Source organism: Burkholderia sp. AU4i (assembly GCF_000466765.1).
Taxonomy (GTDB): Bacteria; Pseudomonadota; Gammaproteobacteria; order Burkholderiales; family Burkholderiaceae; genus Burkholderia; species Burkholderia cepacia.
Genome location: NZ_ASSI01000234.1, coordinates 1 through 23,544, shown reverse-complemented (window position 1 = coordinate 23,544; position 23,544 = coordinate 1). Strand labels below are relative to the sequence as shown.

The following is a 23,544-nucleotide window of genomic DNA, read 5'->3' as shown; positions in this document are numbered from 1 at the left end:
GATCGCACGCTGCGCGACGCGGCGCTCGCGCTCCCGGGGCGCACGGCCGTCAACGCGTTCGTGATCCGCGACACCGTAGACCGACAGGTAGACGGCCTTCGGACGGAACGGGACGAGCCGCACCGTACGTGCCGTCTCGCCGGCGGCGAGCACGACCTCCGCGCGTGCATAGCCGGGCGCGGTCACGCTGAGCGTCACGTCGCCCGCCGGCGCGGCAAACATGCCGGCAGCCGATGCAACCAGGCTGCTGCCCGACGCATAACCGAGCGCACCCGACACCGGCCGGCCGCTGCCGGCATCGACGACCGTCACCGGGACGGTTCCGGCCCGGGCGGCGACACACGCGAGCGCCAGCAGCATGCCCGCCAGCACGCGGCCGAGCGTCGCCGCGCCCTGCCACCCGCGTCGAAACGGCTCGTGCCGGTGTTGCCCGGCACGCGGCCAATGAACGATTGCCCGATTCTTCAATGCACACCTCGCGACGCGAATTCCTGCGGACATTGTTGCGAATCCGCCGCAACGCCGCGTGAGGCAGATCAACGACACGCGCTGCGCCGCCGCCATGCGCGTCTAGGGCGTGCCTGCGCCCGGACAACCGCCGCAAAGCCGCATCACATCGCGCCGGTCCGGATTCCGCCAGTAGAACCGCATATCGACGGCGCCGTGCGCCGGCACGACGACGTGACGGACTTCGTGGACGGCCCGATCGCGCGCCGATACCGTATATCGCCCCGGCGGCACGCGCGCGAACAGGAACGGGCCGGCCGTGTGCGCGTCGAGGATGGTCGACTTGCCGGACGCCAACGTGACGTCGATGTCGGACAGGTAATGACCGGCCTTCGTCGTGAACGTGATCCGCAGGTTGTAACGCGGCGCAGCGGCGCGAAACGCCGCGACTTCCTCCTCGCCGACGCCGCCCGTGATGTACACGGCACCGTTGCGCTCGACCGGCTCGGGCAGCGCTTGAGCCGGCACGCTCGCGGCGGCGGCCATCAAACAGGTCGACAGCAGTAGCGACCCGACGATTCCAGTCCGCATTTCGTTCTCCCGATTCAGGCACGCGGGTGGCGATGCGGCTCGTTCGTCCGGGCGCGTCACGGCCGGCGTGCCGCGACGTGACGCATTCGCATCGTTGACGACGCCAGCGTCGCGCGGAACGTCGATTTCCCGTTGATGCAGGTCAAGCGCCCCCGACCGGCCGGCGGCGCGGCGTGTCGGCACCCGGCTCACGATCGGGCGACGCGGCGGGCCCGCACGGCGCACGACGCGCCACGCACGGCGGTGCGGCGCCATTGTCCGTTCCGGCTGTCAGCCGATATTGCGCGGCGTGTCGGAAAACGCCGACACGGCGGCCCGACGTCGGACAGCAAGCTCAGGCCGCGCTGATTGTCCGGCCATGTTCCGCCGCCAATACTGGAGACGTGACAGGACGCAACGCGTACCGCGGCTCGCAAGCAAGTATTCCGCACGGCCGCCACCGGATCCAGGAGCTGGCCATGACTCGCCCGAACACAGCCCACGCCGACGATGCCGCGCCGCACCGCGACCTTCCGGTCGGCGCCCACCTCGTGACCCGGCGCCCCGGTTACGTTCACCACGGGATCTACATCGGCGACGGCAACGTGATCCACTACGCGGGCCTGGCACGCAGTCCGGGCGGCGGCCCGGTCGAAGTCGTCTCCCTCGACGACTTCTGCGCCGGATTCGGTCTCGCGATGGTCCGGCACGCGCGGGCTCCGTACGACGGCACGGAAGCGGCGCGGCGCGCAACCTCGCGCCTCGGCGAATGCCGCTACCGGCTGCTCACCAACAACTGCGAGCACTTCTGCCTGTGGTGCCTGTTCGGCGTCGGCAGGAGCGAGCAGGTCGCGTCGTGCCTGCGCAACCCGCTTCACGGCATCGCGGTCGCCGCCGTGCTGCTTGCGTGCGTGCTGGCCGGGCGGCTGCATCCGGCATCCGTCGAACGCACGCCGGCCCCGCATGCCTGCACGGCCTAGCACGACCTGAATCGACCTGACGCCCCCGCCCGTCACCCGCGTGGGCGAAAGGCCGCATGCACCCGCCCCCAGCGTTTCGCCTGCGCGATCGCGATACGGATCGCGCTGCCCTCGGCGCGCCCTTGCCGCAGCAGCGCGTTGGCGATCTCGATCGCCTTGCCGCGAACCGGCGGCGGCAGGTTCCGCATCGACGGCGGATAGCGTTCGTCATTCCACGGCATGGTCGATCCGGCTAGTAGAGGCTGGCCGATCCCGCCGTGCCGGCCGGCGGGCATCGCGGCAGGAACGCAGCGACGATGCAGCGGGCTCCACGGGATCCGGTCCGGCGTGAACCCCGACGGAGACGACGTCGGCGAACGACCGCGGTAACCCCGCGATCCGCTGACTAGTCACGGGTGCTCCCCGGCGGTTTGCAGCAATCCGTTCATGCATCGCGTGCCGCACGCGTCCGTCATCAGATAGCGCGGCAATGCCATCGGGGGATCCGTCGGCCGGACGGGGCGGCCATCGATCGTGAACGCCGCGACATAGCCTTCGCGAGCGGCCAGCCGGTCGGTCTGCGCATCATGGACGCCGAACGGCCAGGCCAGCAGCCGAATCGGCCGACCGGTTTCGGACTCGAGCCGCTCGCGCGACCGGCCCAACTGGAACGAGACGAATCGTTGGTAATCCGCTTCCGTGCGCCGCGCGCGCTCGGTGGCGAAATTCGGATGCCAGTAGGTATGCGACTCGATATCGTATCCGCCGGATCGGCCGAGCGCGCGCAACTGATCCCACGTCATCGCGTAGCGGGCGTTGGAAATCGCCGACGGATAGATGAACAGCGTGACCGGCACCGGATGCGCCGCCAGCAGCGGGCGCAGCACGTCGTAGACGGAACGGTGACCGTCGTCCACCGTGATCGCGACCGCGCGCGCCGGTAGCGCATCCGTCTGGCCGTCGTGCCAGCGCACGACGTCGGCGAGCGGCACGATACGGTAGCCGCTCGCCTCGATCGCGTGCAGTTGCTCGATGAACGTCCCGGTGCGCACCGTCATCGAATCCAAGCGTTGCGTCGCAAACCGGTGATAGACGAGTATCAGCACGCGTTGCGACACGGGCGCGACCGTGCCGGCGCCGGCGGACGCCATCCACGGCAGGCACGACAGCAGCAGCAGGCAGACGATCGCGCGCAAGCTCATGCCGCGCCTCGCGCCATGGCCGTGCCGCGTGCCTGCGCAACCAGTTCCGCATGAATCCGTTCGACGTCCTCACGTGTACACAGTGCCGTACCGGGATGCTCGACCGACGCGGCCGATGCCGCCAGCGCATACCGGCATGCGTCGTCGAACGGCACGCCGCGCGCCAGCGCCCAGATCATCCCGCCGACGAAACTGTCGCCGGCACCCACCGTGCTGCACACGGCCGCGGGCCTGCCCGGCAGGCGCAGCGCGCGCTCGCGCGTGACGACCCATGCGCCGCGCGCGCCGAGTGTCAGCGCAACGATGTCGGCGCGCCCCTGCACGACGAGCTCGCCCGCCTTCCGGCATGCCGACGCTTCGTCGAGCGGTTCACCGGCCAGCGCGCTCAGTTCGTCGAGGCTGGGCTTCACGAGATGGACACCGGCGTCGAGGGCGGCGCGCAGCGCCGGGCCCGCCGCGTCGACGACCACCCGGCTGCCGTTCGCGGCGGCCGTCCGCGCGAGCGCCGCATACAGGTCGTCCGGCGCGCCGGGCGGCAGGCTGCCGCTCAGCACGAGATAACGCGGCGCGGGCTGCAAGGCCGCGATGCGGGCCGCGCAGTCGCGCCACTCGGCGGCCGTGACCGACGGCCCCGGCATCAGGAAACGGTATTCACGCCCCGTCGCGGTCTCGGTCACGCACACGTTCTCGCGCGTCTCGCCGGCGATCCGCAGGCGGACGGACGGCACGTGTTCGGCTTCGAGCAGCAGCGTCAGCACGTCGCCCGTCGGCCCGCCCGCCAGGTACAGCGCAACGCAGTCGCCGCCGAGCCGGTGAACGGTCCGGGCGACGTTGATCCCGCCGCCGCCCGGGTCCCGCCTGGGTCGCGCGCAGCGCAGCTTGTGCGTATCGACGATATGTTCGACCGACGTCGAGACATCGACGGCCGGATTCAATGTGACGGTAACGATCTCGGTCATGGCGCGTGGTCGGTGGAAGACACGATTCGCGGGCTTGCGCGGCGCCCGCCCGCGGCCGTGCCGCGTTCCGGCCATCGGCGCAGGCCGGCCCTGACACCACCTTACGCATGCACCTTCGCACCGCGTTGACGACCGTCAAACGATGCCGCAACCGCGCCGGATTGCGCTCGATCAACGACGCGGGCGGGCAGGCCCTTACAGTGAGTCATCCGTCGTCGCCGAGCCCCGCCATGGACGAGCAGCCGCTTTGCACCACCGTGCTCGCCGAGCGCTATGCGCAGCCCGGCGAAACGTCGCGCGCAGCCGTCTTCCAGCGTGTCGCCCATGCACTGTCACTCGCCGAGCCGCCCGCGTTGCGCGCCCGGGCCGAGCGCACGTTCTTCCTGAACCTGCAGCGCGGCGCGATCGGCGCCGGCCGCATCATGGCGAATGCCGGCTCGACGGCAGGCGGAACGATGATCAACTGCTTCGTCCACCCGCTCGCGGTTCCCGTGGAGACGCCGCTGCAAGGCACCGACGCGGCGCTCGCGCAGGCGCTCGACGACGCCCGGCTCACGCTGCTGATGGGCGGCGGAATCGGCTACGACTTCTCGCCGGTGCCGCCCGCCGGCGCGTACGAACGCCGCCTGTCGGCCGAACGTGGCGCCTGCGCGGCGATCGACCGCTTCGATGCGATGTGCCGCACGCTGCCGTTCACCGGCCCGCGCCGCGGCGCGCAGATGGGCGTGCTGCGCTGCGATCATCCGGATCTGGCCGCGTTCGTCACGGCCAAGCGCGGGCGATCGCGCTGGCCGACCTTCAACCTGTCGGTCGGCATCACGGACGCGTTCATGGAAGCGGTCGCGCACGATCTGCCCTGGGCGCTCGTCCATCACGCGCCGCGCCACGCAGCCGACGCTGCGTCGCTCCGGCGGCAGGACGGGCGCTACCTTCATGCGACGGTTCCTGCTCGCAAGCTGTGGCAAACGATCGTCAACGCCGCACGCGACAGCGCCGAACCCGGGCTGCTGTTCCTCGACACGATCCGCGACGCGAACCCGCTGCGCGAGCACGAGCGGATCGACGCGACGAACCCGTGCGGCGAACAGCCGCTGCCGCCCTACGGCAGCTGCGTGCTCGGGCCGATCGACCTGTCGCGGTTCGTGCATCACCCGTTCGGCATCGGCGGCGAGCCGCGCATCGATTTCACGGCGCTCGCCGACGCGGTGCACGTCCAGGTGCGCCTGCTCGACGATGTGCTCGACCGCACCGCATGGCCGCTCGCCGCGCATGCACGTGAAGCGCAGCGCACACGGCGCATCGGTGTCGGCGTGACGGGCCTGGGCGACGCGCTGACGATGCTGCGGCTACGCTACGACAGCGTCGAGGCGCGCGCATGTGCGCGCAGCATCGCGTTGACGATGCGCGAGCACGCGTTTGCCGCATCGGCCGCGCTGGCCGCCGAGCGCGGCGCGTTTCCCGCCTACGATCCGGCCGCTTACCTGACCGGCCCCGCCTACCGGATGCGGCTGCCGCTGAAGGTGCATCACGCGATCGACCGGCACGGGCTGCGCAACAGCCATCTGCTGTCGTTCGCGCCGGCCGGCAGCGTGAGTCTCGCGTTCTGCGACAACTGCTCGAACGGCATCGAGCCGGCCGTCGGCTGGACGCAGCGCCGGATGGTCCGCACGGCAGACGGGCAGGTACGCGCGTTCCGGGTACAGAACCATGCTTACCGGCTGTTTCGCGCGCTGCATGGCAACGGCGTCGGGCTGCCGGACTATTTCGCTACCGCGGCCGAGATCGCACCGCTCGATCACGTCGCGATGCTCGCGGCGCTCCAGCCCTGCGTCGACGCCGGCATCTCGAAGACCGTGACGCTGGACAGCCAGTGTTCGCTGGCGCAGGTCGACGCGCTGTTCTTCGCGGCGTGGCGCGACCGGCTCAAGGGCATCACGGTGTTCCGCCCCGATCCGCGGCTCGCGTCGGTCGTTACCGACGACACCGCGCAACCGCGCGACGGCGCGGTCTGCATCGGCTGTTGAGCGGCCCGCTCGCCAGTCGCGCGTCAGGCCGACGTGTCCGTGGCCGCTACCGGCTCCGCATCGGCTCGCGCCGGCCCGGGCGCCGCATCGCGATCGTCCGGCGGCGTAATGAGCGCCACCAGCGTGTCGTGATCGATCGACTCGTGTTGCAGCAGGCACCGCGCGATCCGTTCGAGCGCGTCGCGATGCTCGCCGAGCGTCGCCGCGACGCGGACGTGCGCGTCTTCGAGCAGCGCGCGCACCTCCTCGTCGATCAACTGCGCGGTGTGTTCGCTGCAGCGGCCGTCGCCCGGCGTCCACACGCCGGGTGAACCGCCTTGCGGCGTCGCGTCGTCCAGCGTCGCCAGGCCGAGCTTCGCGCTCATCCCGTACTGCATGACCATGTGCCGCGCCAGCGCGGTCGCTCGCTCGAGGTCGTTCTGCGCGCCGGTCGATACGTCGCCGAACACGAGCTCCTCGGCAACGCGCCCGCCGAGCAGGACGTCGAGCCGGTCGAGCAGCTCGCTCTTGCGCAGCACGTAGCGATCCTCGGTCGGCACCTGCTGCGTGTAGCCGAGCGCCGCGATGCCGCGCGGGATGATCGACACCTTCTTCACCGGATCGCAATGCACGCGGCTTTGCGCGACGAGCGCGTGCCCCGCCTCGTGGTACGCGATGGTCCGCTTTTCCTCGTCGTTCATCACGCGGCTCTTGCGCTCCATGCCCGTCATCGCGCGATCGATCGCCTCGTCGAAGTCGGCCATGCCGATCGCCGGCTTGCCGAGCTCGGCCGCGTGCAGCGCGGCCTCGTTGACGACGTTCGCGAGATCCGCGCCGACGAAGCCCGGTGTGCGCTGCGCCAGCTCGGCAAGGTCGACCTCCGGGGCCAGCTTCACGCGCTTCGTGTGCACGGCAAGGATCTGCTTGCGGCCGTTCAGGTCGGGCCGGTCGATCGCGATGTGGCGGTCGAAGCGCCCGGGCCGCAGCAACGCCGGATCCAGGATCTCCGGCCGGTTGGTCGCGGCCATGATGATCACGCCCGAATTGGCCTGGAAGCCGTCCATCTCGACGAGCAGCTGGTTGAGCGTCTGCTCGCGCTCGTCGTTGCCGGACATCAGGCCGACGCCGCGCGCCTTGCCGAGCGCATCGAGCTCGTCGATGAACACGATGCACGGCGCCTTCTGCTGCGCCTGCTCGAACAGGTCGCGCACGCGTGCCGCGCCGACCCCGACGAACATCTCGACGAACGCCGAGCCGCTGATCGTGAAGAACGGCACGGCCGCCTCGCCGGCCACCGCGCGCGCGAGCAGCGTCTTGCCGGTGCCGGGCGCACCGACGATCAGCACGCCCTTCGGGATCTTGCCGCCGAGCCGCTGGTAGCGTTCGGGGTTGCGCAGGAACGCGACGATCTGCTGCAGTTCGGCCTTCGCCTCGTCGATGCCGGCGATGTCGTCGAACGTGATGCCGGTTTCCTGCTGCACGTACACGCGCGCCTGGCTCTTGCCCATGCCGCTGAAGTCCCGGACGCCGCCCGGCCTGCGCATCATGAAGCTCCAGAACGTCACGAGGACGATCACCGGCAACATCCACCCGGCAAGCGTTTCCAGCCAGCCCGAATCCGGCACGCCGCGATAGCGGATACCGGCGGCCGTGAGTTCGGTGACGAGACGATCGTCAGCGACCCGGTTGGTCGTGAAGCGCCACGGCGGCCCGGCCTTCTTCACGGCGGCCGCGTCGGAGGCCGGCAGGTTCGCGGCGGCCTCGGGCATGCGCAGCACGCCCGAAATCGACGACTGGCCGATGTCCAGATCGTCGACGAGCCGCGCATCGACCAGGCGGTGAAAGTCGCTGTACGGGATCGACGTCGTTGCCGGCCGGGCCATCAGCAGCTGATACGCCACCAGCGCGGCAAACACGAACGGGATCAGCAGTCCGGAATAATCGAATGATTTTTTCATCGTATCGGGCCCGCTCGCCGGACACACCTCCGTTCATGCGTCGTTGCGCGTCCATTGCGCGCGCAGGATGTCCTCGCCATCGCGATAGTTGAGTGCGAGATCGCCGTGATGCGCATGCAGCAACGCTTCCGCCAGCCGTCGCACCATGTGCACGCCCGTCGTGCGGACGACGACCGTATCGGCGGATTTCTCGATTTCCATGATGCGTTCGAGCGCGTGCTCGCTCGTCTCCAGAATGGCCTGGCGCTCGAGCAGGTCGAGAATCGTCGCCCGGTGCGCGCACAGGTACGCGCCGTGCAGCACCAGTTCGCCCGCCGGCAGGTTTTCCCGCATGCGCCTGCAGGCCGGGCATTCGAGCTGGCGCCGATCGAGCGGCGTCGCGTACCACGTCCAGCGGCCCGCGTCGCAGACGGCGCCGCAGCCTTCGCAGATCCTGTCGCCCTTCGGCCGCTTCGGATCGCGGTAGCTGTCCTTCGTATGCGGCTGCATGCGCCTGTCGCGGCGCAGAGGGTGTCGGCCGGGGCCGGAATTCGAACGGTTCATGACTGCTTCTCCTCGCAGTGGACAGCACTGGCGAGCCGTCAGCCGACGGTGAGCCGGTCGACGACCTCCCGAACGCCTCTCACCGATCCGGCCGCACCGCACGCGGCGCGCCTCTCGGCGAGCGACGCGACCTTGCCCGTCAACGTGACGATGCCGTCGGCCGCGTCGATCGCAATTCCCGCGGATTCGCGCTGCGCGCGACGCGCAAGCGCTTCGGCGATCCGCGTGCCGACGTCCGGCACCGTGTGGTCCGTGCGCACGCGGATCCGGTTCGCGACGCCGACGACGCCGATCATCCGGCTGACCATCTTTTCCGCCGCCCGGCTCTGGTATGCATGATCGACTTCACCGTCGAGCGTCACGCAACCGTGATCGACCTCGACGCGAATCTTGTGATCGCGCAGCGCCTCCTGCCAGCCGAGCGCGAACGTGATCGCGATCGCCAGTTCCTGGTCCGCGCACGCGTTCTCCGGCGGCGCGACGTTCAGTTCGAGCACCAGCGCGCGCGCATCCTCGACATGCAGCGCCGTTTTCTGCGCCTCGAGTTTCTGGGCCCAGCTGTCGACCGTGCCGCGCAACGTCACGATCCGGTCGTGTACGTCGACGTCGATCCGCCGTGCATCGACCGCCGGATTCCAGAACAGCGCCTGCTCGACATCCTGCTTGAGTGCCGCATCGGACTTCATTGCCGTCTCCTGTCGGGCCGTGCCGGTCGCGACATTCGCGATCGGCGATGGGGCCGCACCGGATTCAGCATCGCGCAAGGCGGCGCCGGCGGTTTGACGAGGATCAATCAACGCCGTGCTTGCGGCAGCCGCCGTCGCACCCACTCGATCCCGATTTTTCCGTTGACGCAGATCAACTGCGCGACCGGGCGCGACGCGATCATGACCCCGGCGGCGCCGCGACATTCGTGGCGGCCCGCACGCTTCGCATCGTTGCGACCGCCGTTCCCCGGGAGACCGTCATGAACCGCAGGCAATACCGCATCTCGCTGGCGACGCTCAGCGTATTCATCGCGCTCGCATCGCTGGGCGGCATCATTCACGGCATGCTGTTCGACGAGCGGGTGTTCAGATACTCGATCGTCACGCTGATCCTGAGCATCCTCTCGTTCGCCGTCCTGCTGAACCTCGCCCCCGGCGACCGGCCGTGACGCGCGCGACCGCGTCGGGCCCGGCGCAACCCGCAGCCCAGGGCCATGTTCCGGCGCGCCTGTCAACCGAAGCACCGCTCGAAACGCATTCCCGCGGAAGTGATGCAGATCAAGGGTAGGAGCGTCAATCGTCGGATATAAGTGAACCCGAAGCGGCGACGCCACGAGGCGGCGCCACCCCGCGTTTCCGTATTCGCCGAGGCTTTCCATGCGCGCCACCGCGCTTCCCGTCGTGTTCCGCACTGCAGCTTCCCGGTACGGGCGTTTCGTTGCGCTCGCAACGAGTATCGGCCTGCTGTCCGGATGCCTGTCGCTCGCCCCGCCGGACCAGCGCCCCGCCGCGCCGATCCCGGCCACCTTTCCGGATCCGTCGGCCGGCGCCACGCCCACGGCCGCGCAGGTGCCCGCATGGCAGGACTACTTCGTCGATGCGCGCCTGCGGGCGCTGATCGCGCAGGCGCTCGCCAACAATCGCGACCTGCGCGCGGCCGTCGCGCGCGTCGAACAGGCCCGTGCCGTCTACGGCATCCGCAGCGCGGACCAGTGGCCGACGATCGGCGCCGGCGCGGCCTATGCGCGGTTTCGCGCGCCGGGCGGGCTCCTCACGCCCACCCCGTTCATCGGCCAGGCCTACGAGGTCCGGCTGGCCGAGACGCAATGGGAACTCGATTTCTGGGGCCGCGTGCGCAACCTGAAGGAAGCGGCGCTGCAGCGCTATCTCGCGAGCGATGCGGCCCGGCGTGCCGCGACGCTGAGCGTGATCACGTCGGTCGCCAACGCGTACCTGACGCTGTGCGAGTACGACGAGCGCATCGCGCTGACCCGCGCGACGATCGACACGCGCCGCGAGTCGCTGCGGATTTTCCGGCTTCGCCATGCGGCCGGCGCGATCTCGCGCCTCGACCTGACGCAGGCGGAGATCCTGCTGCAGCAAGCGGAATCCCTCGGCGCCCAGTTGCAACAGGCGCGCGCATCGGCGGCCGATGCACTGGCCCTGCTGGTCGGTGCGCCGCCGGATCTGGCCGGCACGCCGCTCGCGCTCGACGACGCCGCCGTCGCGCCTTCGCTCGCCCCCGGCCTGCCCTCGTCGCTGCTCGCGCAGCGGCCGGACGTGATCGCGGCCGAACACGAACTGCAGGCGTCCCGCGCGAACATCGGCGCGGCGCGCGCCGCGTTCTTTCCGCGCATCGCGCTGACGAGCTCGATCGGCTCGGGCAGCAGCGCGCTGCATGAGTTGCTGACGTCCAGCACCGGCGTCTGGTCGGTGATCCCGAACGTGACGCTGCCGCTGATCGACGGCGGCCGCAACCGCTCGAATCTCGCGCTCGCGCACGCGCAGCGCGACGAAGCGCTCGCGCGGTACGAGCGGACGATCCAGAGCGCGTTTCGCGACGTGTCCGATGCGCTTGCGTCCCGCTACTGGCTGGCCGACGAGGTGCGTATCGAGCGCGCCACGCTGGATTCTCAGGCCGAGCGGGCCCGCCTCGCGAAGCTGCGCTACGACAGCGGCGCGACCCGCTTCCTCGAGGTGCTCGACGCGCAGCGGGACCTGATGAACGCGGAGCAGCAATGGGTGATGACGCGTCGCGCGCTGTTGTCGAGCCGCGTCGCGCTGTACGGCGCGCTCGGCGGCGCCACGCAAGACGGCGGCGCGGGCGCCGCGCGACCGACCAACGAATCGACCAACGAATCGACGAATCCGGATTCCACACGATGAAAACCCTCAAGCGCCCTCTTCTGATCGGGGCAGGCGTCGCCGTGCTCGCGATCGGCATCACGTATTTCGGATGGACGCGCTGGCGTGACGGGCAGGCCGATGCCGGCCTCGTGAGCGGCAACGGCCGCATCGAGGCGACCGAGATCGACGTCGCGACCAAGCTGCCGGGACGCGTCACCGCGATGCTCGTCGACGAAGGCGACTTCGTGAAGGCCGGGCAGCCGCTCGCGCGCATGGACGTGGTCGTCCTGCAGGCCCAGCTCGACGAGGCGCGCGCCCGGGAGGAGCAGGCCGTGAACACGGCGGCGAGCATCGACGCGCAGGTCGCGCAGCGGCGCAGCGACAAGGCGGCGGCCGAGGCCGTCGTCGTCCAGCGGGAAAGCGAACTGGATGCGGCGACACGGCGGCTCGCGCGCTCCGAAACGCTGTCGCGCGACGGCGCGTCGTCGATGCAGGAACTCGACGACGATCGCGCACGCGCCGGCAGCCTGCGGGCGACCGTGAATGCGGCGCGCGCGCAGGTGCAGGCTGCCCAGGCCGCGATCGACGCGACCCGGGCCCAGCTGGTCGCCGCGCACTCGGCGGTAACGGCCGCGCAGGCAACCGTCGCGCGCGTGCAGGCCGACATCTCGGACAGCGACCTGACCTCGCCGCGCGACGGGCGCGTGCAGTATCGCGTGGCCGAATCGGGCGAGGTGCTGCCGGCCGGCGGCAAGGTGGTCAACGTGGTCGACCTGTCGGACGTCTACATGACGTTCTTCCTGCCCGAGACGGTCGTCGGCCGCGTGCCGCTCGGCGCCGACGTGCGGATCGTGCTCGATGCCGCGCCGGAATACGTGATTCCGGCCCGCGTGTCGTACGTGTCGAGCACCGCGCAGTTCACGCCGAAGACGGTCGAGACGGCCACCGAACGGCAGAAGCTGATGTTCCGGGTGAAGGCGCGCATCGACCGCGACCTGCTGCAGCGCCACCTGAAGCTCGTCAAGACCGGGCTGCCGGGTGTCGCGTGGCTGAAGGTCGATCCGAACGCCGCGTGGCCGGCGCGCCTCGCCGTCCGGGTGCCGCAATGAAATCGGCGCTCCCGGCCGATACCGGTGCCGGCGCGACCGAAACGCCGCCGGCACCCGCGCCGGTCGCGCGGCTGTCCGGCGTCTCGCTGCGCTACGGCGACAAGGCCGCGCTCGACGACGTGACGCTCGACATCCCGGCCGGCCGCATGGTCGGGCTGATCGGCCCGGACGGCGTCGGCAAGTCGAGCCTGCTCGCGCTCGTGTCCGGCGCACGCGCGATCCAGCAGGGGCGCGTCTGGGTCCTCGGCGCCGACCTGTCGTCGCGCCGTCATCGCGCGCGCGTGTGCCGGCGCATCGCGTACATGCCGCAAGGCCTGGGCCGGAACCTCTACGCGACGCTGTCCGTCGAGGAAAACCTGCAGTTCTTCGCGCGGCTGTTCGGCCACGATGCGGCGGAGCGGCGCCGCCGGATCGACGCGCTCACGCGCAGCACCGGCCTCCACCCGTTCCTGGATCGCCCCGCCGGCAAACTGTCCGGCGGCATGAAGCAGAAGCTCGGCCTGTGCTGCGCGCTGATCCACGATCCCGACCTGCTGATCCTCGACGAACCGACGACCGGCGTCGATCCGCTGTCGCGCGCCCAGTTCTGGGAACTGATCACGCGCATCCGGGCCGCCCGCCCGGCGATGAGCGTACTGGTGGCGACCGCGTACATGGACGAAGCCCGGCGCTTCGACTGGCTGATCGCGATGGACGCCGGGCGGGTGCTGGCGACCGGCAGCCCGGACGAGCTGCTGGCCCGCACCGGGTGCGACACGCTCGAACGCGCATTCGTCGCGTTGCTCCCGGACGCGCAGCGGCGCGGGCACGAGCCGATCCGGATCGCGCCGTTTCAGCCCGAACCCGCCGCCGGCTACGCGATCGAGGCCGACGGGCTGACGATGCGGTTCGGCGATTTCGTCGCGGTCGATCACGTGAGCCTGCAAATCCGCCGCGGCGAGATCTTCGGCTTCCTCGGCTCCAACGGCTGCGGCAAGTCGACGACGATGAAGATGCTCACGGGCCTGTTGCCGGCCTCCGAAGGCACGGCGACGCTGTTCGGCCAGCCGGTCGCGGCCGACGACATCGACACGCGCCGGCGGGTCGGCTACATGTCGCAGGGGTTTTCGCTGTATGGCGAGCTGACCGTCCGGCAGAACCTCGTGCTGCATGCGCGCCTGTTCGGCGTGCCGGAGGCGGACGTGCCGGGGCGGGTCGACGAAATGGCCGGGCGCTTCGGGCTCACCGGCGTACTCGACGCGTTACCCGAAAGCCTGCCGCTCGGCATGCGGCAGCGGCTGTCGCTCGCGGTCGCGATGGTGCACAAGCCCGAACTGCTGATCCTCGACGAGCCGACGTCGGGTGTCGATCCCGTCGCGCGCGACGACTTCTGGCGGCTGATGATCGAGCTCGCCCGGCAGGATCGCGTGACGATCTTCATCTCGACGCACTTCATGAACGAAGCCGAGCGCTGCGATCGCATCTCGCTGATGCACGCGGGCCGGGTGCTCGCCAGCGCGTCGCCGGGGGAACTCGTGCGCATGCGCGGCGCCGGCACGCTCGAGGAGGCGTTCATCGCATACCTGACCGACGCGCAGCGTGCGGACAGCGTCCCGATGGACGCCGCGTCCGACGCGGGCTGGCTGAGCGCGCCGCCCGAGGCCCCCGCCAGCGGGGCCGGCACCGCCCGCGCGGCCGCGTGGTTCAGCCCGGCGCGGGCCGGCAGCTACCTGTGGCGGGAAGTGCTGGAGCTGCGGCGCGACCCGCTGCGCGCGACGCTGGCCCTGTTCGGGTCGCTCGTCCTGATGTGCGTCATCAGCATCGGCATCAGCCTCGACGTCGACAACCTGACGTTCGCGGTGCTCGACCGCGACCAGTCGATCCTGAGCCAGGACTATGCGCAGAACCTCGGCGGCTCGCGCTACTTCGTGCCGCGCGCGCCGCTCGCGGACGAGCGCGAGATCGACCGCCGCATGCGCAACGGCCAGCTGTCGCTCGCGATCGAGATTCCGCCCGGGTTCGCGCGGGACGTCGCGCACGGCCGCCGGGTCGAGATCGGCGCGTGGATCGACGGCGCGATGCCGATGCGCGCCGAGACGATCCGCGGCTACGTCGCCGGCATGCACGAGAACTGGCTGCGCGACCAGGCGAAGCGCCGGCTCGGCGCGTCGCTTGCGCCGGCCGTCGAGATCGCCGTGCGCTATCGCTACAACCCGGACGTCAGGAGCCTGCCGGCGATGATTCCGGCCATCATGCCGATGCTGCTGCTGATGCTGCCCGCGATGCTGACGGCGCTCGCCGTCGTCCGGGAACGGGAGCTCGGGTCGATCGTCAACCTGTACGTCACGCCCGTCACACGCGCGGAATTCCTGCTCGGCAAGCAGGCGCCCTACGTGATGCTTGCGATGCTGAACTTCCTGCTGATGGTCGTGCTGGCCGACGTCGCGTTCGGCGTGCGGATCAAGGGCAGTTTCTTCACGCTCGCGGCCGCGGTGCTGGTCTTCAACGTGGTGGCCACGGGCATCGGCCTGTTCGCGTCGACGTTCACGCGCAGCCAGATCGCCGCGATCTTCATGACGATCGTCGGCACGCTGATTCCCGTCGTGCAGTTCTCGGGGCTGCTCACGCCGCTGTCGTCGCTGGAAGGCGCCGGCAAGTGGATCGGGGCGGTCTACCCGGCCACCTACATGCTCGCGATCAGCCGCGGCGTCTACAACAAGGCGCTCGGCCTGGGCGACCTGTCGTCGCAGTTCTGGCCGCTGCTCGCGGCGGCGCCGGCCATCCTGGCCATGACCGCCGTCCTGCTGCGCAAACAGGAGCGCTGACCATGTCGCGCCTGCTCGTCATCTTCCGGCTCGGGGTCAAGGAGCTCTGGAGCCTCGCCCGCGACCCGATCCTGCTGATGCTGATCGTCTACACGTTCAGCGCGTCGATCTACGTCGCGGCCACCGCGCGCCCGGAAACGCTGCACAAGGTGCCGATCGCGATCGTCGACGAAGACGCATCGCCGCTGTCGGCACGCATCGCGTCGGCGTTCTTCCCGCCGCAGTTCGCACCGCCGCCGATCGTCGACGCGGCCGCGGCCGATCGCGGCCTCGACAACGGCGACTACACGTTCTCGCTCGACATTCCGCCGGATTTCCAGCGCGACGTGCTCGCCGGCCGTCACGCGACGATCCAGCTCAACGTCGACGCGACCCGCATGACGCAGGCCTTTACCGGCGGCGGCTACGTGCAGCAGATCGTGTCGGGCGAGATCGACGCATTCGTGCGGCGCTATCGCGGCACGGCGTCGTCGCCCGTCGATCTCGCGATGCGGATGCGCTTCAACCCGAATCTCGACGAAGTGTGGTTCGGCGCGCTGATGGAGTTGATCAACAACGTGACGATGCTGTCGATGATCCTCACCGGGGCCGCGCTGATCCGCGAACGCGAGCACGGCACGATCGAGCATCTGCTCGTGATGCCGGTCACCGCCGCGGAAATCATGCTCGCGAAGGTCTGGTCGATGGGGCTCGTCGTCACGGTGGCGGCCGTCGCGTCGCTGACGCTGGTCGTGGGCGGAGCGTTGCACGTGCCGATTCCGGGCTCCATCCCGCTGTTCGTGGCCGGGATGGCGCTGCACCTGTTCGCGACGACGTCGATGGGGATTTTTCTCGCGACGCTCGTGCGCAGCATGCCGCAGTTCGGGATGTTGCTCGTGCTCGTGCTGCTGCCGCTGCAACTGCTGTCAGGCGGGCTGACACCGCGCGAGAGCATGCCGCTCGCCGTGCAGGACATCATGCTGGCCGCGCCGACCACGCATTTCGTCGAACTCGCGCAACGCATCCTGTACCGCGGCGCGGGCCTCGATGCGGTCTGGATCCAGTTCGCGGTGCTGTTCGCGATCGGCTGCGCGCTGTTCCTGCTGTCGCTGACCCGCTTTCGCAAGACGATCGCCCAAATGGCGTAACCGGCCCGGCAGGCGGCCAGGCGCCCGCGCGGCGCCCGGATTCGTCCGTTGATACAGATCAACCGTGCCGGCACCCTTCACGCGATCATGACGTCACGTCCTGTGATAGCCGCGGCGGCCGCGATGGCGGCATGTCGGCATCACGCTCACGGGCGGCCGGCGGCCGCCTCGCCGGAGAACGTCATGATGCGCCTGCCAAACCGGATCGTTCTTGCCACGCTCGGCGTGTTCATCGCACTCTCGTCGCTGCTGGGCGTCGTGCACGCGATGCTGGTCGGCGTGCATGTCCTTCCGTACGCGATCCTCGCGCTCGTTTCGGGCGTCGCCGCTTTCGTCGCACAGTTGGATTCGGCCGCCGGCGAGGATTCGTGATGCGCCCGCATCCCTCGCATTCACCGTCATGAACGGCATCCTCCGCCTCGCGTTCAAGCTGCTCGTGAACGACAGCGCGAAGTTCACCGCGCTGACCGTCGGCATTACGTTCTCCGTGCTGCTGATGATCGAGATGACGTCGCTGTTCGCCGGGATCCTGAACAAGTCGTCGGCGTCCGTCATCAACATCGGCGCGAAAGTGTGGGTGATGGACCCGGCCGTGAAGACGATCGCGAACAGCATCGGCATGCCCGACTACGTGCTCGACGTGGTGCGCAGCACCGACGGCGTCAAGTATGCGGTGCCGCTTTACTCCGGCGCCGCGCTCGTGAAGCTGCGCTCCGGCACCTACCAGGCCGTGACGGTCGTCGGCCTCGACGACGCGAGCCTGCTCGGCCGTCCGACGATGCTGCAGGGCCACATCGAGGACATCTACGCGGAGAACGGCTTCATCGCGATCCAGGACCCCGAGTTTCCGAAACTCGAGAATCCGTCGGTCGGCACCGATTTCGAACTGAACGACCATCGCGGCGTGATCGTCGGCATCGCGAAGGTGGCGGCCAGCGGCCTGTTCGGCACGCCGACGCTCTACACCACATACGCTCGCGCGATCCGGTACATTCCGTCGCCGCGCTTCACGACGTCGTACATTCTCGTCGAGCCGAAATCGGCCGCCGACATCGCGCACATCAAGGCCGTCGTGCAATCGCTCGGCTATCGCGCATACACGCGCGACGAATTCATCGCGCAGATCGCACGCTTCTACAAGTACGAGACCGGGCTGGGCACCAACATCATGCTGATGACGATCATCAGCTTCATCATCGGCCTGTCGATCTCGGGCCAGACGTTCTATGCGTTCATCCTCGAGAACCTCGACAAGTTCGGCGCGCTGAAAGCGATCGGCGCGAAAAGCCGCGAACTCGTCGTGATGATCCTGTTCCAGGCGACGTTCACCGCGCTGACCGGCTACGGCATCGGCGTCGGCCTGTGCGTGCTGATGATCAGCCTCGCGAAGCTGCAGATTCCGGATTACGCGGCGCTCGTCACGTTCGGCAACCTGGCGCTCGCGTTCGGGATGGTGGTCGTGATCGCGACGATCTCGAGCTATCTCGGCGTGCGGCGCGTGCTGCGCATCGAGCCGTTCGACATCTTCCGGGGCTGACGATGGCGAACGTCGCGATCGACGCACGAGGCGTCAGCAAGTGGTTCGGCGAAGGCGACGCGCGCACGCAGGCGTTGCGCGACGTGTCGATGCAGGCGAACTTCGGCGAGATGCTGCTGATCGTCGGGCCGTCCGGTAGCGGCAAGACGACGCTGCTCAGCGTGATCTCGGGCATCCTGCGGCCGGAATCCGGCTCGGTGTCGATCGACGGCGTCGACCTGTGGGCGCAGCCGAACGACGCGATCGCCGATTTCCGGCTGAACCGGATCGGCTTCGTATTCCAGGACTACCACCTGTTCCCGCGGCTCACGACCGTGGAGAACGTCGCGATTCCGCTGATCCTGAAACGCCGGCCGTGGGACGAGGCGATGCACGAAGCGCTCGGTTACCTCGACGTCGTCGGGCTCGGCAATCGCGCGCAACTGCCGCCCGTCAAGCTGTCCGGCGGCGAGCAGCAACGCGTCGCGATCGCGCGCGCGATCGTCAGCCAGCCCGACCTGCTGATCCTCGACGAGCCGACCGCGTCGCTCGACGGCGACACGGGCCGCATGATCATCGACTTCGTCAAGCACCAGGTGCTGAACGACACGCGCTGCATCGTGATCGTCACGCACGACGCACGGATCTTCGAATACGCGGATCGCATCCTGCGGATGGAGGACGGCAAGCTGAACGGGATCGACCGCGGAGGTGCGCGATGAAGCACCGGCTCGTGTTCGTGGCGGCCCTGCTCGGCTTCCTGGCAAGCGTCGTCGCCGCGTGGGTGTACAGCCGTCAGGAACCGCCGCAGCCACCGGTATTCAAGCCGGCCGCCAATCCGTACGCGCGCGGCGTCTATGCGAACGGCATCGTCGAAAGCGAACAGCCGGCCGGCGCGAACGTGAACGTCTACCCGGACGTGCCGGGCGCGGTGACACGCATCCTCGTGCACGACGGCGATCCGGTGAAGGCCGGCGATGTGCTGCTGACGATCGACGACTCGGTGCAGCGCGCCACCGCCGCGCAGCTCGCGGCACAGGCCGACGCGGCCGACGCCCTGCTCGACGAACTGAAAGCGCAGCCGCGCCGCGAGGTACTCGACGTGGCCACCGCGCAGACCACGGCCGCGCAGGCCAGCCTGAAGCTCGCGCAGGATCAGTACGACAAGCAGCGGCGCGCATACGACATCGACCCGAAGGCCGTCAGCCGCGATGCGCTCGACACGGCCGCGAACGCGGTACGCGTCGCTGCGGCCAACCTGGACGTCGTGACGCGGCAGTATCGCCTGACGAAAGCCGGCGCGTGGCGTTACGACGTGCGCAACCAGGAAGCGCAGGCCGTCGCGCTGCGGCGCGCGGCCGACGCGGCCGCCGCGCTGCTTGCCCGCTACACGCTGCGCGCGCCGGCGGACGGCACCGTGCTCGCGATGAACGCGGCCGTCGGCTCGTACCTGACCTCGCAGGGGCTCTACGATACCTACACGCAGGGCAACGGGCCCGTCGCGGTGCTCGGCAGCCCGGTCGACCGCCTGCAGGTGCGCTGCTACATCGACGAAATCCTGATCCACCAGTTGCCCGACCTGCACGCGCTGAAGGCCCACATGTTCGTGCGCGGTACGTCGGGCGAGGCCGACCTCCAGTTCGTCCGCGTGCAGCCGTACGTCACGCCGAAGATCGAATTGTCCGACCAGCGCACCGAGCGCGTCGACGTGCGGGTGCTGCCGGTCATTTTCCGTATCGTCCCGAACAAGGCTGTCCGGTTGTTTCCCGGGCAGATCGTCGATGTGTACGTGGCCGGCAAATGATCGCCCCGTCCGCGGCCTGCTGCGCGCGGCGGCCCTGCTCGCGGCCGTCGCGCCGCTGGCCGGATGCATGGTCGGGCCCGACTTCACCCGTCCGCCCGCGCCGCATGTCTCGCGTTTCGTCGCCGCGGACGCCGCGACCGGCGCATGGACAGCCGGGGGGCAGACACAGGCGCTGTCGGCGAGCGAGCCGCTCACACGCGACTGGTGGACACGCTTCGGCAGCCGTGCGATCGACTCGACCGTCGGCGACGCGCTGACCGGCAGCCCGACGCTCGATCTCGCCGAGGCGACGCTGCGGCGCAGCGAACATGCGCTGCGGGCCGGCGAAGGCGTGTTCTTTCCGCAGGCGGATGCCCAGGCCGGCGCGTCGCGCCAGCGCTATGCGCCGCTGCGCACCGGGCAGGGTCTGCCGGCCTCGATCTTCAACCTGTACACGCTGTCGGCGACGGTCAGCTACACGCTCGACCTGTGGGGCGGCGAACGGCGGCAGGTCGAGGCGCTCACGGCCGGCGTCGACGCACAGCGCCAGGCGCTGGCGGGCGCGTACCTGATGCTGACCGCCAACGTCGTCAACACGATGGTCGCGCGCGCCGCCTATCGGGACGAAACCGCGGCCACGCGCGAGATGATCGGCCTGCTCGACGAGCAGATCCGCCTGACGCGCGCGCAGGTGACGGCCGGCGCGGCGGCCTACGTTGCGGTGCTGACGCTGGAATCGCAACGGGCGTCGCTCGAGGCGACGCTGCCCGCGCTCGACCAGAAACGCGCCCAGGCCGACGACCTGCTCGCGCTGCTCGCCGGCCGCTACCCCGCCGACTGGCAGACACCCGACCTGTCGCTCGAGCGCATCGCGCTGCCGGCCAGCCTCCCGGATACGGCGCCGTCGTCGCTGGTGCGCCGCCGGCCGGACATCCTGCAGGCGGAAGCGCAACTGCACGTGGCCAGTGCGCAGGTCGGCGTCGCGACGGCCGCGCTCTACCCGAATGTCACGCTGTCCGCGTCGGGCGGCTTCGACAGCACCGTCGCCGGCCGGCTGTTCGCGCCGGCCGGCCGCGCATGGAGCGTCGGCGCCGGGCTCACCGCACCGCTCTTTCACGGCGGCACGCTGCTGAACCAGCGGCGTGCGGCGCAGGATGCGTACGACGAAGCCGACGCGACCTACCGGCAAGTAGTGCTGTCTGCGTTCTCGCAGGTCGCCGACGCGCTGCGCGCACTCGCGAACGACGCAACCGCGCTCGATGCGCAGGCCCGCGCGATGGCCGCGGCACGCGACGCGCTGACGCTCACGCAGGCCGGCTACGACGCGGGGATCTCGGGCTACGTCCAGTTGCTGGTCGCCGACGTGCAATACCACCAGGCACGTCTCGCGTGGCTGCAGGCAGTCGCGCAGCGGTTGCAGGACACGGTCGCGTTCTACGTCGCGCTCGGCGGCGGCTGGGGTGACCCGGGCTGAAACGCGGCAGTGCGGTCGTCCGGAGCCCGCCCGTCTACGTGTGCGCCACGATGTCGGGCCGCTGCCAGGGCGGCAACTCGGCCCAGCCGAGCGGGCCGTAGACGGTACCGCCGGCAGCCTCGATCGTCTCGACGAATTCGGCGAGTGTCGCGCCGGCCGGCACGGCCAGCTTCATCGCGTCGACGAATTCCTCGCTGCGCAGCCACGGCACCGCGCCGCCGTTGATCTGCTCGACGCTCCAGTCCTGCCCGTGGCGCCCGGCTTCGGGCGGCAGCAGGCGCGGCGCGTCGAACGCCACGCGCAGCAGCTGGGTGCGCGAATCGCTGTAAGGCGGTTGCGCGACGTCCTGATAGGGCACGTCGGCCCAGCTTTGGCCGCATTGCAGGTCGAGCGGCAGGCACGTAAACCATGCCCAGGGCGCGCGGACGAAGCACAGCCGGTAGCCGGTCCGCGCGCCGTCGAGGTTGGCGATCAGCGTCATGATGGATTCGTCCCTATCGCGTCGAAATCTCGCTGCTTATGGAGTACGGCATATACGCGGCCCGCGCGGAGAGCGGGATCACGACATCGCCTCCGCGCATGCGACCACTATCGCGCCACCGTCCGGCCCGGGCGTTGATTGACGTCAAGCCGCAGCCGCAACGGCCGGGGGACGAGCCTCGCCCGCCCTGGGCACGGATACGGCAATCCCTGATTTCCATCAATCGCTGCACGCGCATCCGCGCTGTAATCGGTTCACTGCTCCCTCGACTCCCGGTGAGGCATCCATGAAACTGACTTTTCTCGGCGCGACCGAAACCGTGACCGGCTCGAAGTACCTGCTCGAGCACGGCAACCGGCGCGTGCTGGTCGATTGCGGCCTGTTCCAGGGCACGAAGAACCTGCGGCTGCGCAACTGGAGCCCGTTGCCGCTCGCGCCCGACACGCTCGACGCGGTCGTGCTCACGCACGCGCACATCGACCATGCCGGCTACCTTCCGGTACTGGTGCGCGAAGGGTACCGCGGGCCCGTGTACTGCACGGCCGCCACGGCCGAACTCTGCGACATCATGCTGCGCGACAGCGCGCGGCTGCAGGAAGAAGAAGCCGACTTCGCGAACCGCCACGGCTACTCGAAGCATCACCCCGCACAGCCGCTCTACACGCTGGAAGATGCGCAGCGCGCGCTGCAACTGCTGAAGCCCGTCGCGTTCGACGAATGCACCGCACTGGGCGGCGGCCTGGCGTTCCGCCTGCTGCCGGCCGGGCACATCCTCGGTGCGGCGAGCGTCGTGATGCACTGGAATCACAAGGTGCTCGCGTTCTCGGGCGACCTCGGCCGCTATCACGACCCGATCATGCAGCCGCCGCTGGCGCCCGCGCATGCGGACTTCCTGGTCGTCGAATCGACGTACGGCGACCGCCTGCATCCGGAATCGGACCCGGAGAACGAACTGGCCGCGCTGTTCGACAAGACTTTCGCGCGCGGCGGCGTCGTGGTGATGCCCTGCTTCACCGTCGGGCGCGCGCAGGAAATCCTGCACTACATCGCGCGGCTGAAGGCGTCCGGCCGCATGGCGCGCGTCCCGGTATATCTCGACAGCCCGATGGCGACGGACGTGACCGAGATCTATCGTCACCATATTCTCGAGCACCGGCTGACGCCGTCCGAAGCGAATGCGCTCGGTCACGCGGCCACGATGATCCGGTCGGTCGAGCAGTCGAAAGCGATCGCCGACCATCATGGCCCGATGGTCATCATCGCCGGCAGCGGGATGGCGACGGGCGGCCGCGTGCTGCATCACCTGAGCCGCTACGCGCCCGATGCGCGCAACACGATCGCGCTGGTCGGCTACCAGGCGGCCGGCACACGCGGCGCGGCGCTGGCCGCACACGAGCCGACGCTGAAGATTCACGGCGAATACGTGCGCGTGCGCGCGCAGGTCGAGTCGATCACGACGCTCTCCGCGCATGCCGACTACGAGGAGATTCTCCGCTGGCTCGGCACGATGCAACGCGCGCCGGTGCGGACCTTCGTCACGCACGGCGAACCCGCGGCGGCCGATGCGCTGCGGCGGCGTATCGCGGAACGACTGCACTGGCCGTGCGAGGTGCCGACTTACGCGCAGTGCGTCGATCTCGATGCGGTCGAATCGGGCGACGCGCACGAGCCGGCCACGCTTTCATCCTGACGGCGACGCCGGCGACGCCCGGGCCGGCGCGGCGGGAACCGGACGTCGCGCACCGGGTCCCGTGCACGCACGGCACGCACGGCAC

Annotated in this window: 21 protein-coding genes and 1 pseudogene; 13 read left to right on the top strand and 9 right to left on the bottom strand. The window is 69.8% G+C overall.

Annotated features, from left to right (window positions below):
* Positions 1 to 468 (bottom strand): annotated as a pseudogene (locus tag L810_RS38255) (hypothetical protein); the annotation flags it as partial.
* A gap of 102 nt (positions 469 to 570) precedes the next feature.
* Entirely contained in the window at positions 571 to 1,038 is a 468-nt protein-coding gene (locus tag L810_RS38250) for a hypothetical protein (protein ID WP_042977969.1), read from the bottom strand.
* A 458-nt stretch (positions 1,039 to 1,496) separates the two neighbouring features.
* Here L810_RS38250 and L810_RS38245 point away from each other — a divergent pair, with 458 nt between their 5' ends.
* Positions 1,497 to 1,997 (top strand): lecithin retinol acyltransferase family protein, encoded by a 501-nt coding sequence (locus tag L810_RS38245; RefSeq protein WP_051392386.1) that lies wholly within the window; start codon positions 1,497 to 1,499, stop codon positions 1,995 to 1,997.
* 32 nt (positions 1,998 to 2,029) lie between these two features.
* On the opposite strand, the gene L810_RS38240 is transcribed toward L810_RS38245, so the two are convergent.
* The 3 genes from L810_RS38240 to L810_RS38230 form a co-directional block, all read right to left on the bottom strand.
* Positions 2,030 to 2,218, bottom strand: a complete 189-nt coding sequence (locus L810_RS38240; protein WP_021163500.1) for a hypothetical protein — start codon at positions 2,216 to 2,218, stop codon at positions 2,030 to 2,032.
* 168 nt (positions 2,219 to 2,386) lie between these two features.
* The gene (locus L810_RS38235) at positions 2,387 to 3,178 is read right to left on the bottom strand and encodes a polysaccharide deacetylase family protein (protein WP_021163499.1); all 792 of its coding nucleotides are present in this window, start codon (positions 3,176 to 3,178) and stop codon (positions 2,387 to 2,389) included.
* Positions 3,175 to 4,137, bottom strand: coding sequence for a 1-phosphofructokinase family hexose kinase (locus L810_RS38230; protein ID WP_021163498.1), 963 nt, complete (start codon positions 4,135 to 4,137; stop codon positions 3,175 to 3,177). Before L810_RS38230 ends, L810_RS38235 begins: the two co-directional genes overlap by 4 nt.
* Before the next feature lie 230 nt (positions 4,138 to 4,367).
* Here L810_RS38230 and L810_RS38225 point away from each other — a divergent pair, with 230 nt between their 5' ends.
* Entirely contained in the window at positions 4,368 to 6,161 is a 1,794-nt protein-coding gene (locus L810_RS38225; RefSeq protein WP_042977958.1) for an adenosylcobalamin-dependent ribonucleoside-diphosphate reductase, read from the top strand.
* A gap of 23 nt (positions 6,162 to 6,184) precedes the next feature.
* Here the strand turns inward: L810_RS38225 and ftsH are convergent, their stop codons facing one another.
* From ftsH to L810_RS38210, 3 genes are read right to left on the bottom strand one after another with little or no spacing between them, the layout of a single operon-like run.
* Entirely contained in the window at positions 6,185 to 8,098 is a 1,914-nt protein-coding gene (gene ftsH / locus L810_RS38220) for an ATP-dependent zinc metalloprotease FtsH (RefSeq protein ID WP_021163497.1), read from the bottom strand.
* A gap of 33 nt (positions 8,099 to 8,131) precedes the next feature.
* Entirely contained in the window at positions 8,132 to 8,641 is a 510-nt protein-coding gene (locus L810_RS38215; protein WP_021163496.1) for a BCAM0308 family protein, read from the bottom strand.
* Between the two features lie 38 nt (positions 8,642 to 8,679).
* Positions 8,680 to 9,327: a BON domain-containing protein gene (locus L810_RS38210; RefSeq protein WP_021163495.1), complete on the bottom strand. Its 648-nt coding sequence runs from the start codon at positions 9,325 to 9,327 to the stop codon at positions 8,680 to 8,682.
* Between the two features lie 281 nt (positions 9,328 to 9,608).
* Here L810_RS38210 and L810_RS38205 point away from each other — a divergent pair, with 281 nt between their 5' ends.
* The 10 genes from L810_RS38205 to L810_RS38160 all read left to right on the top strand — a co-directional run bounded on the left by L810_RS38205 (position 9,609) and on the right by L810_RS38160 (position 21,288).
* A complete protein-coding gene (locus L810_RS38205) occupies positions 9,609 to 9,797 on the top strand; it encodes a DUF2964 family protein (protein ID WP_042977964.1) in 189 nt (62 codons plus the stop codon).
* A 208-nt stretch (positions 9,798 to 10,005) separates the two neighbouring features.
* Positions 10,006 to 11,514 carry an efflux transporter outer membrane subunit gene (locus L810_RS38200; RefSeq protein ID WP_021163493.1) on the top strand — a complete coding sequence of 503 codons (1,509 nt, stop codon included), beginning with the start codon at positions 10,006 to 10,008 and terminating at the stop codon, positions 11,512 to 11,514.
* On the top strand, positions 11,511 to 12,584 hold the full coding sequence (locus tag L810_RS38195) for an HlyD family secretion protein (RefSeq protein ID WP_021163492.1): 1,074 nt from the start codon (positions 11,511 to 11,513) through the stop codon (positions 12,582 to 12,584). The genes L810_RS38200 and L810_RS38195 overlap by 4 nt, the downstream gene beginning before the upstream one ends.
* Positions 12,581 to 15,388, top strand: a complete 2,808-nt coding sequence (rbbA, locus tag L810_RS38190; protein WP_042977963.1) for a ribosome-associated ATPase/putative transporter RbbA — start codon at positions 12,581 to 12,583, stop codon at positions 15,386 to 15,388. The genes L810_RS38195 and rbbA overlap by 4 nt, the downstream gene beginning before the upstream one ends.
* 2 nt (positions 15,389 to 15,390) lie before the next feature.
* Positions 15,391 to 16,515 (top strand): ABC transporter permease, encoded by a 1,125-nt coding sequence (locus tag L810_RS38185; protein WP_021163490.1) that lies wholly within the window; start codon positions 15,391 to 15,393, stop codon positions 16,513 to 16,515.
* A 183-nt stretch (positions 16,516 to 16,698) separates the two neighbouring features.
* Positions 16,699 to 16,887 (top strand): DUF2964 family protein, encoded by a 189-nt coding sequence (locus L810_RS38180; RefSeq protein ID WP_021163489.1) that lies wholly within the window; start codon positions 16,699 to 16,701, stop codon positions 16,885 to 16,887.
* Between the two features lie 28 nt (positions 16,888 to 16,915).
* Entirely contained in the window at positions 16,916 to 18,052 is a 1,137-nt protein-coding gene (locus L810_RS38175) for an ABC transporter permease (protein ID WP_021163488.1), read from the top strand.
* Complete coding sequence (locus L810_RS38170) at positions 18,049 to 18,753, top strand: ABC transporter ATP-binding protein (RefSeq protein WP_175851021.1); 705 nt, start codon at positions 18,049 to 18,051, stop codon at positions 18,751 to 18,753. Before L810_RS38175 ends, L810_RS38170 begins: the two co-directional genes overlap by 4 nt.
* On the top strand, positions 18,750 to 19,835 hold the full coding sequence (locus L810_RS38165; RefSeq protein WP_021163486.1) for an HlyD family secretion protein: 1,086 nt from the start codon (positions 18,750 to 18,752) through the stop codon (positions 19,833 to 19,835). The genes L810_RS38170 and L810_RS38165 overlap by 4 nt, the downstream gene beginning before the upstream one ends.
* Positions 19,813 to 21,288, top strand: a complete 1,476-nt coding sequence (locus L810_RS38160; RefSeq protein WP_021163485.1) for an efflux transporter outer membrane subunit — start codon at positions 19,813 to 19,815, stop codon at positions 21,286 to 21,288. Before L810_RS38165 ends, L810_RS38160 begins: the two co-directional genes overlap by 23 nt.
* A gap of 34 nt (positions 21,289 to 21,322) precedes the next feature.
* Here L810_RS38160 and L810_RS38155 read toward each other — a convergent pair whose 3' ends face one another.
* Entirely contained in the window at positions 21,323 to 21,769 is a 447-nt protein-coding gene (locus L810_RS38155) for a hypothetical protein (protein ID WP_021163484.1), read from the bottom strand.
* Positions 21,770 to 22,055: 286 nt separating this feature from the next.
* Between L810_RS38155 and L810_RS38150 the strand changes: the two genes are divergently transcribed.
* On the top strand, positions 22,056 to 23,459 hold the full coding sequence (locus L810_RS38150; protein WP_021163482.1) for an MBL fold metallo-hydrolase RNA specificity domain-containing protein: 1,404 nt from the start codon (positions 22,056 to 22,058) through the stop codon (positions 23,457 to 23,459).
* Positions 23,460 to 23,544: the final 85 nt, after the last annotated feature.

What these genes read in the sequence shown, in the direction of transcription:
- L810_RS38195 (WP_021163492.1), top strand. Translation starts at nt 11,511, where the DNA reads ATGAAAACCCTCAAGCGCCCTCTTCTGATCGGGGCAGGCGTCGCCGTG.
- L810_RS38210 (WP_021163495.1), bottom strand. Translation starts at nt 9,327, where the DNA reads ATGAAGTCCGATGCGGCACTCAAGCAGGATGTCGAGCAGGCGCTGTTC.
- L810_RS38215 (WP_021163496.1), bottom strand. Translation starts at nt 8,641, where the DNA reads ATGAACCGTTCGAATTCCGGCCCCGGCCGACACCCTCTGCGCCGCGAC.
- L810_RS38245 (WP_051392386.1), top strand. Translation starts at nt 1,497, where the DNA reads ATGACTCGCCCGAACACAGCCCACGCCGACGATGCCGCGCCGCACCGC.
- L810_RS38160 (WP_021163485.1), top strand. Translation starts at nt 19,813, where the DNA reads ATGTGTACGTGGCCGGCAAATGATCGCCCCGTCCGCGGCCTGCTGCGC.
- L810_RS38225 (WP_042977958.1), top strand. Translation starts at nt 4,368, where the DNA reads ATGGACGAGCAGCCGCTTTGCACCACCGTGCTCGCCGAGCGCTATGCG.
- L810_RS38185 (WP_021163490.1), top strand. Translation starts at nt 15,391, where the DNA reads ATGTCGCGCCTGCTCGTCATCTTCCGGCTCGGGGTCAAGGAGCTCTGG.
- L810_RS38155 (WP_021163484.1), bottom strand. Translation starts at nt 21,769, where the DNA reads ATGACGCTGATCGCCAACCTCGACGGCGCGCGGACCGGCTACCGGCTG.
- L810_RS38205 (WP_042977964.1), top strand. Translation starts at nt 9,609, where the DNA reads ATGAACCGCAGGCAATACCGCATCTCGCTGGCGACGCTCAGCGTATTC.
- ftsH (WP_021163497.1), bottom strand. Translation starts at nt 8,098, where the DNA reads ATGAAAAAATCATTCGATTATTCCGGACTGCTGATCCCGTTCGTGTTT.
- L810_RS38175 (WP_021163488.1), top strand. Translation starts at nt 16,916, where the DNA reads ATGAACGGCATCCTCCGCCTCGCGTTCAAGCTGCTCGTGAACGACAGC.
- L810_RS38180 (WP_021163489.1), top strand. Translation starts at nt 16,699, where the DNA reads ATGATGCGCCTGCCAAACCGGATCGTTCTTGCCACGCTCGGCGTGTTC.
- L810_RS38250 (WP_042977969.1), bottom strand. Translation starts at nt 1,038, where the DNA reads ATGCGGACTGGAATCGTCGGGTCGCTACTGCTGTCGACCTGTTTGATG.
- rbbA (WP_042977963.1), top strand. Translation starts at nt 12,581, where the DNA reads ATGAAATCGGCGCTCCCGGCCGATACCGGTGCCGGCGCGACCGAAACG.
- L810_RS38150 (WP_021163482.1), top strand. Translation starts at nt 22,056, where the DNA reads ATGAAACTGACTTTTCTCGGCGCGACCGAAACCGTGACCGGCTCGAAG.
- L810_RS38200 (WP_021163493.1), top strand. Translation starts at nt 10,006, where the DNA reads ATGCGCGCCACCGCGCTTCCCGTCGTGTTCCGCACTGCAGCTTCCCGG.
- L810_RS38240 (WP_021163500.1), bottom strand. Translation starts at nt 2,218, where the DNA reads ATGCCGTGGAATGACGAACGCTATCCGCCGTCGATGCGGAACCTGCCG.
- L810_RS38165 (WP_021163486.1), top strand. Translation starts at nt 18,750, where the DNA reads ATGAAGCACCGGCTCGTGTTCGTGGCGGCCCTGCTCGGCTTCCTGGCA.
- L810_RS38230 (WP_021163498.1), bottom strand. Translation starts at nt 4,137, where the DNA reads ATGACCGAGATCGTTACCGTCACATTGAATCCGGCCGTCGATGTCTCG.
- L810_RS38235 (WP_021163499.1), bottom strand. Translation starts at nt 3,178, where the DNA reads ATGAGCTTGCGCGCGATCGTCTGCCTGCTGCTGCTGTCGTGCCTGCCG.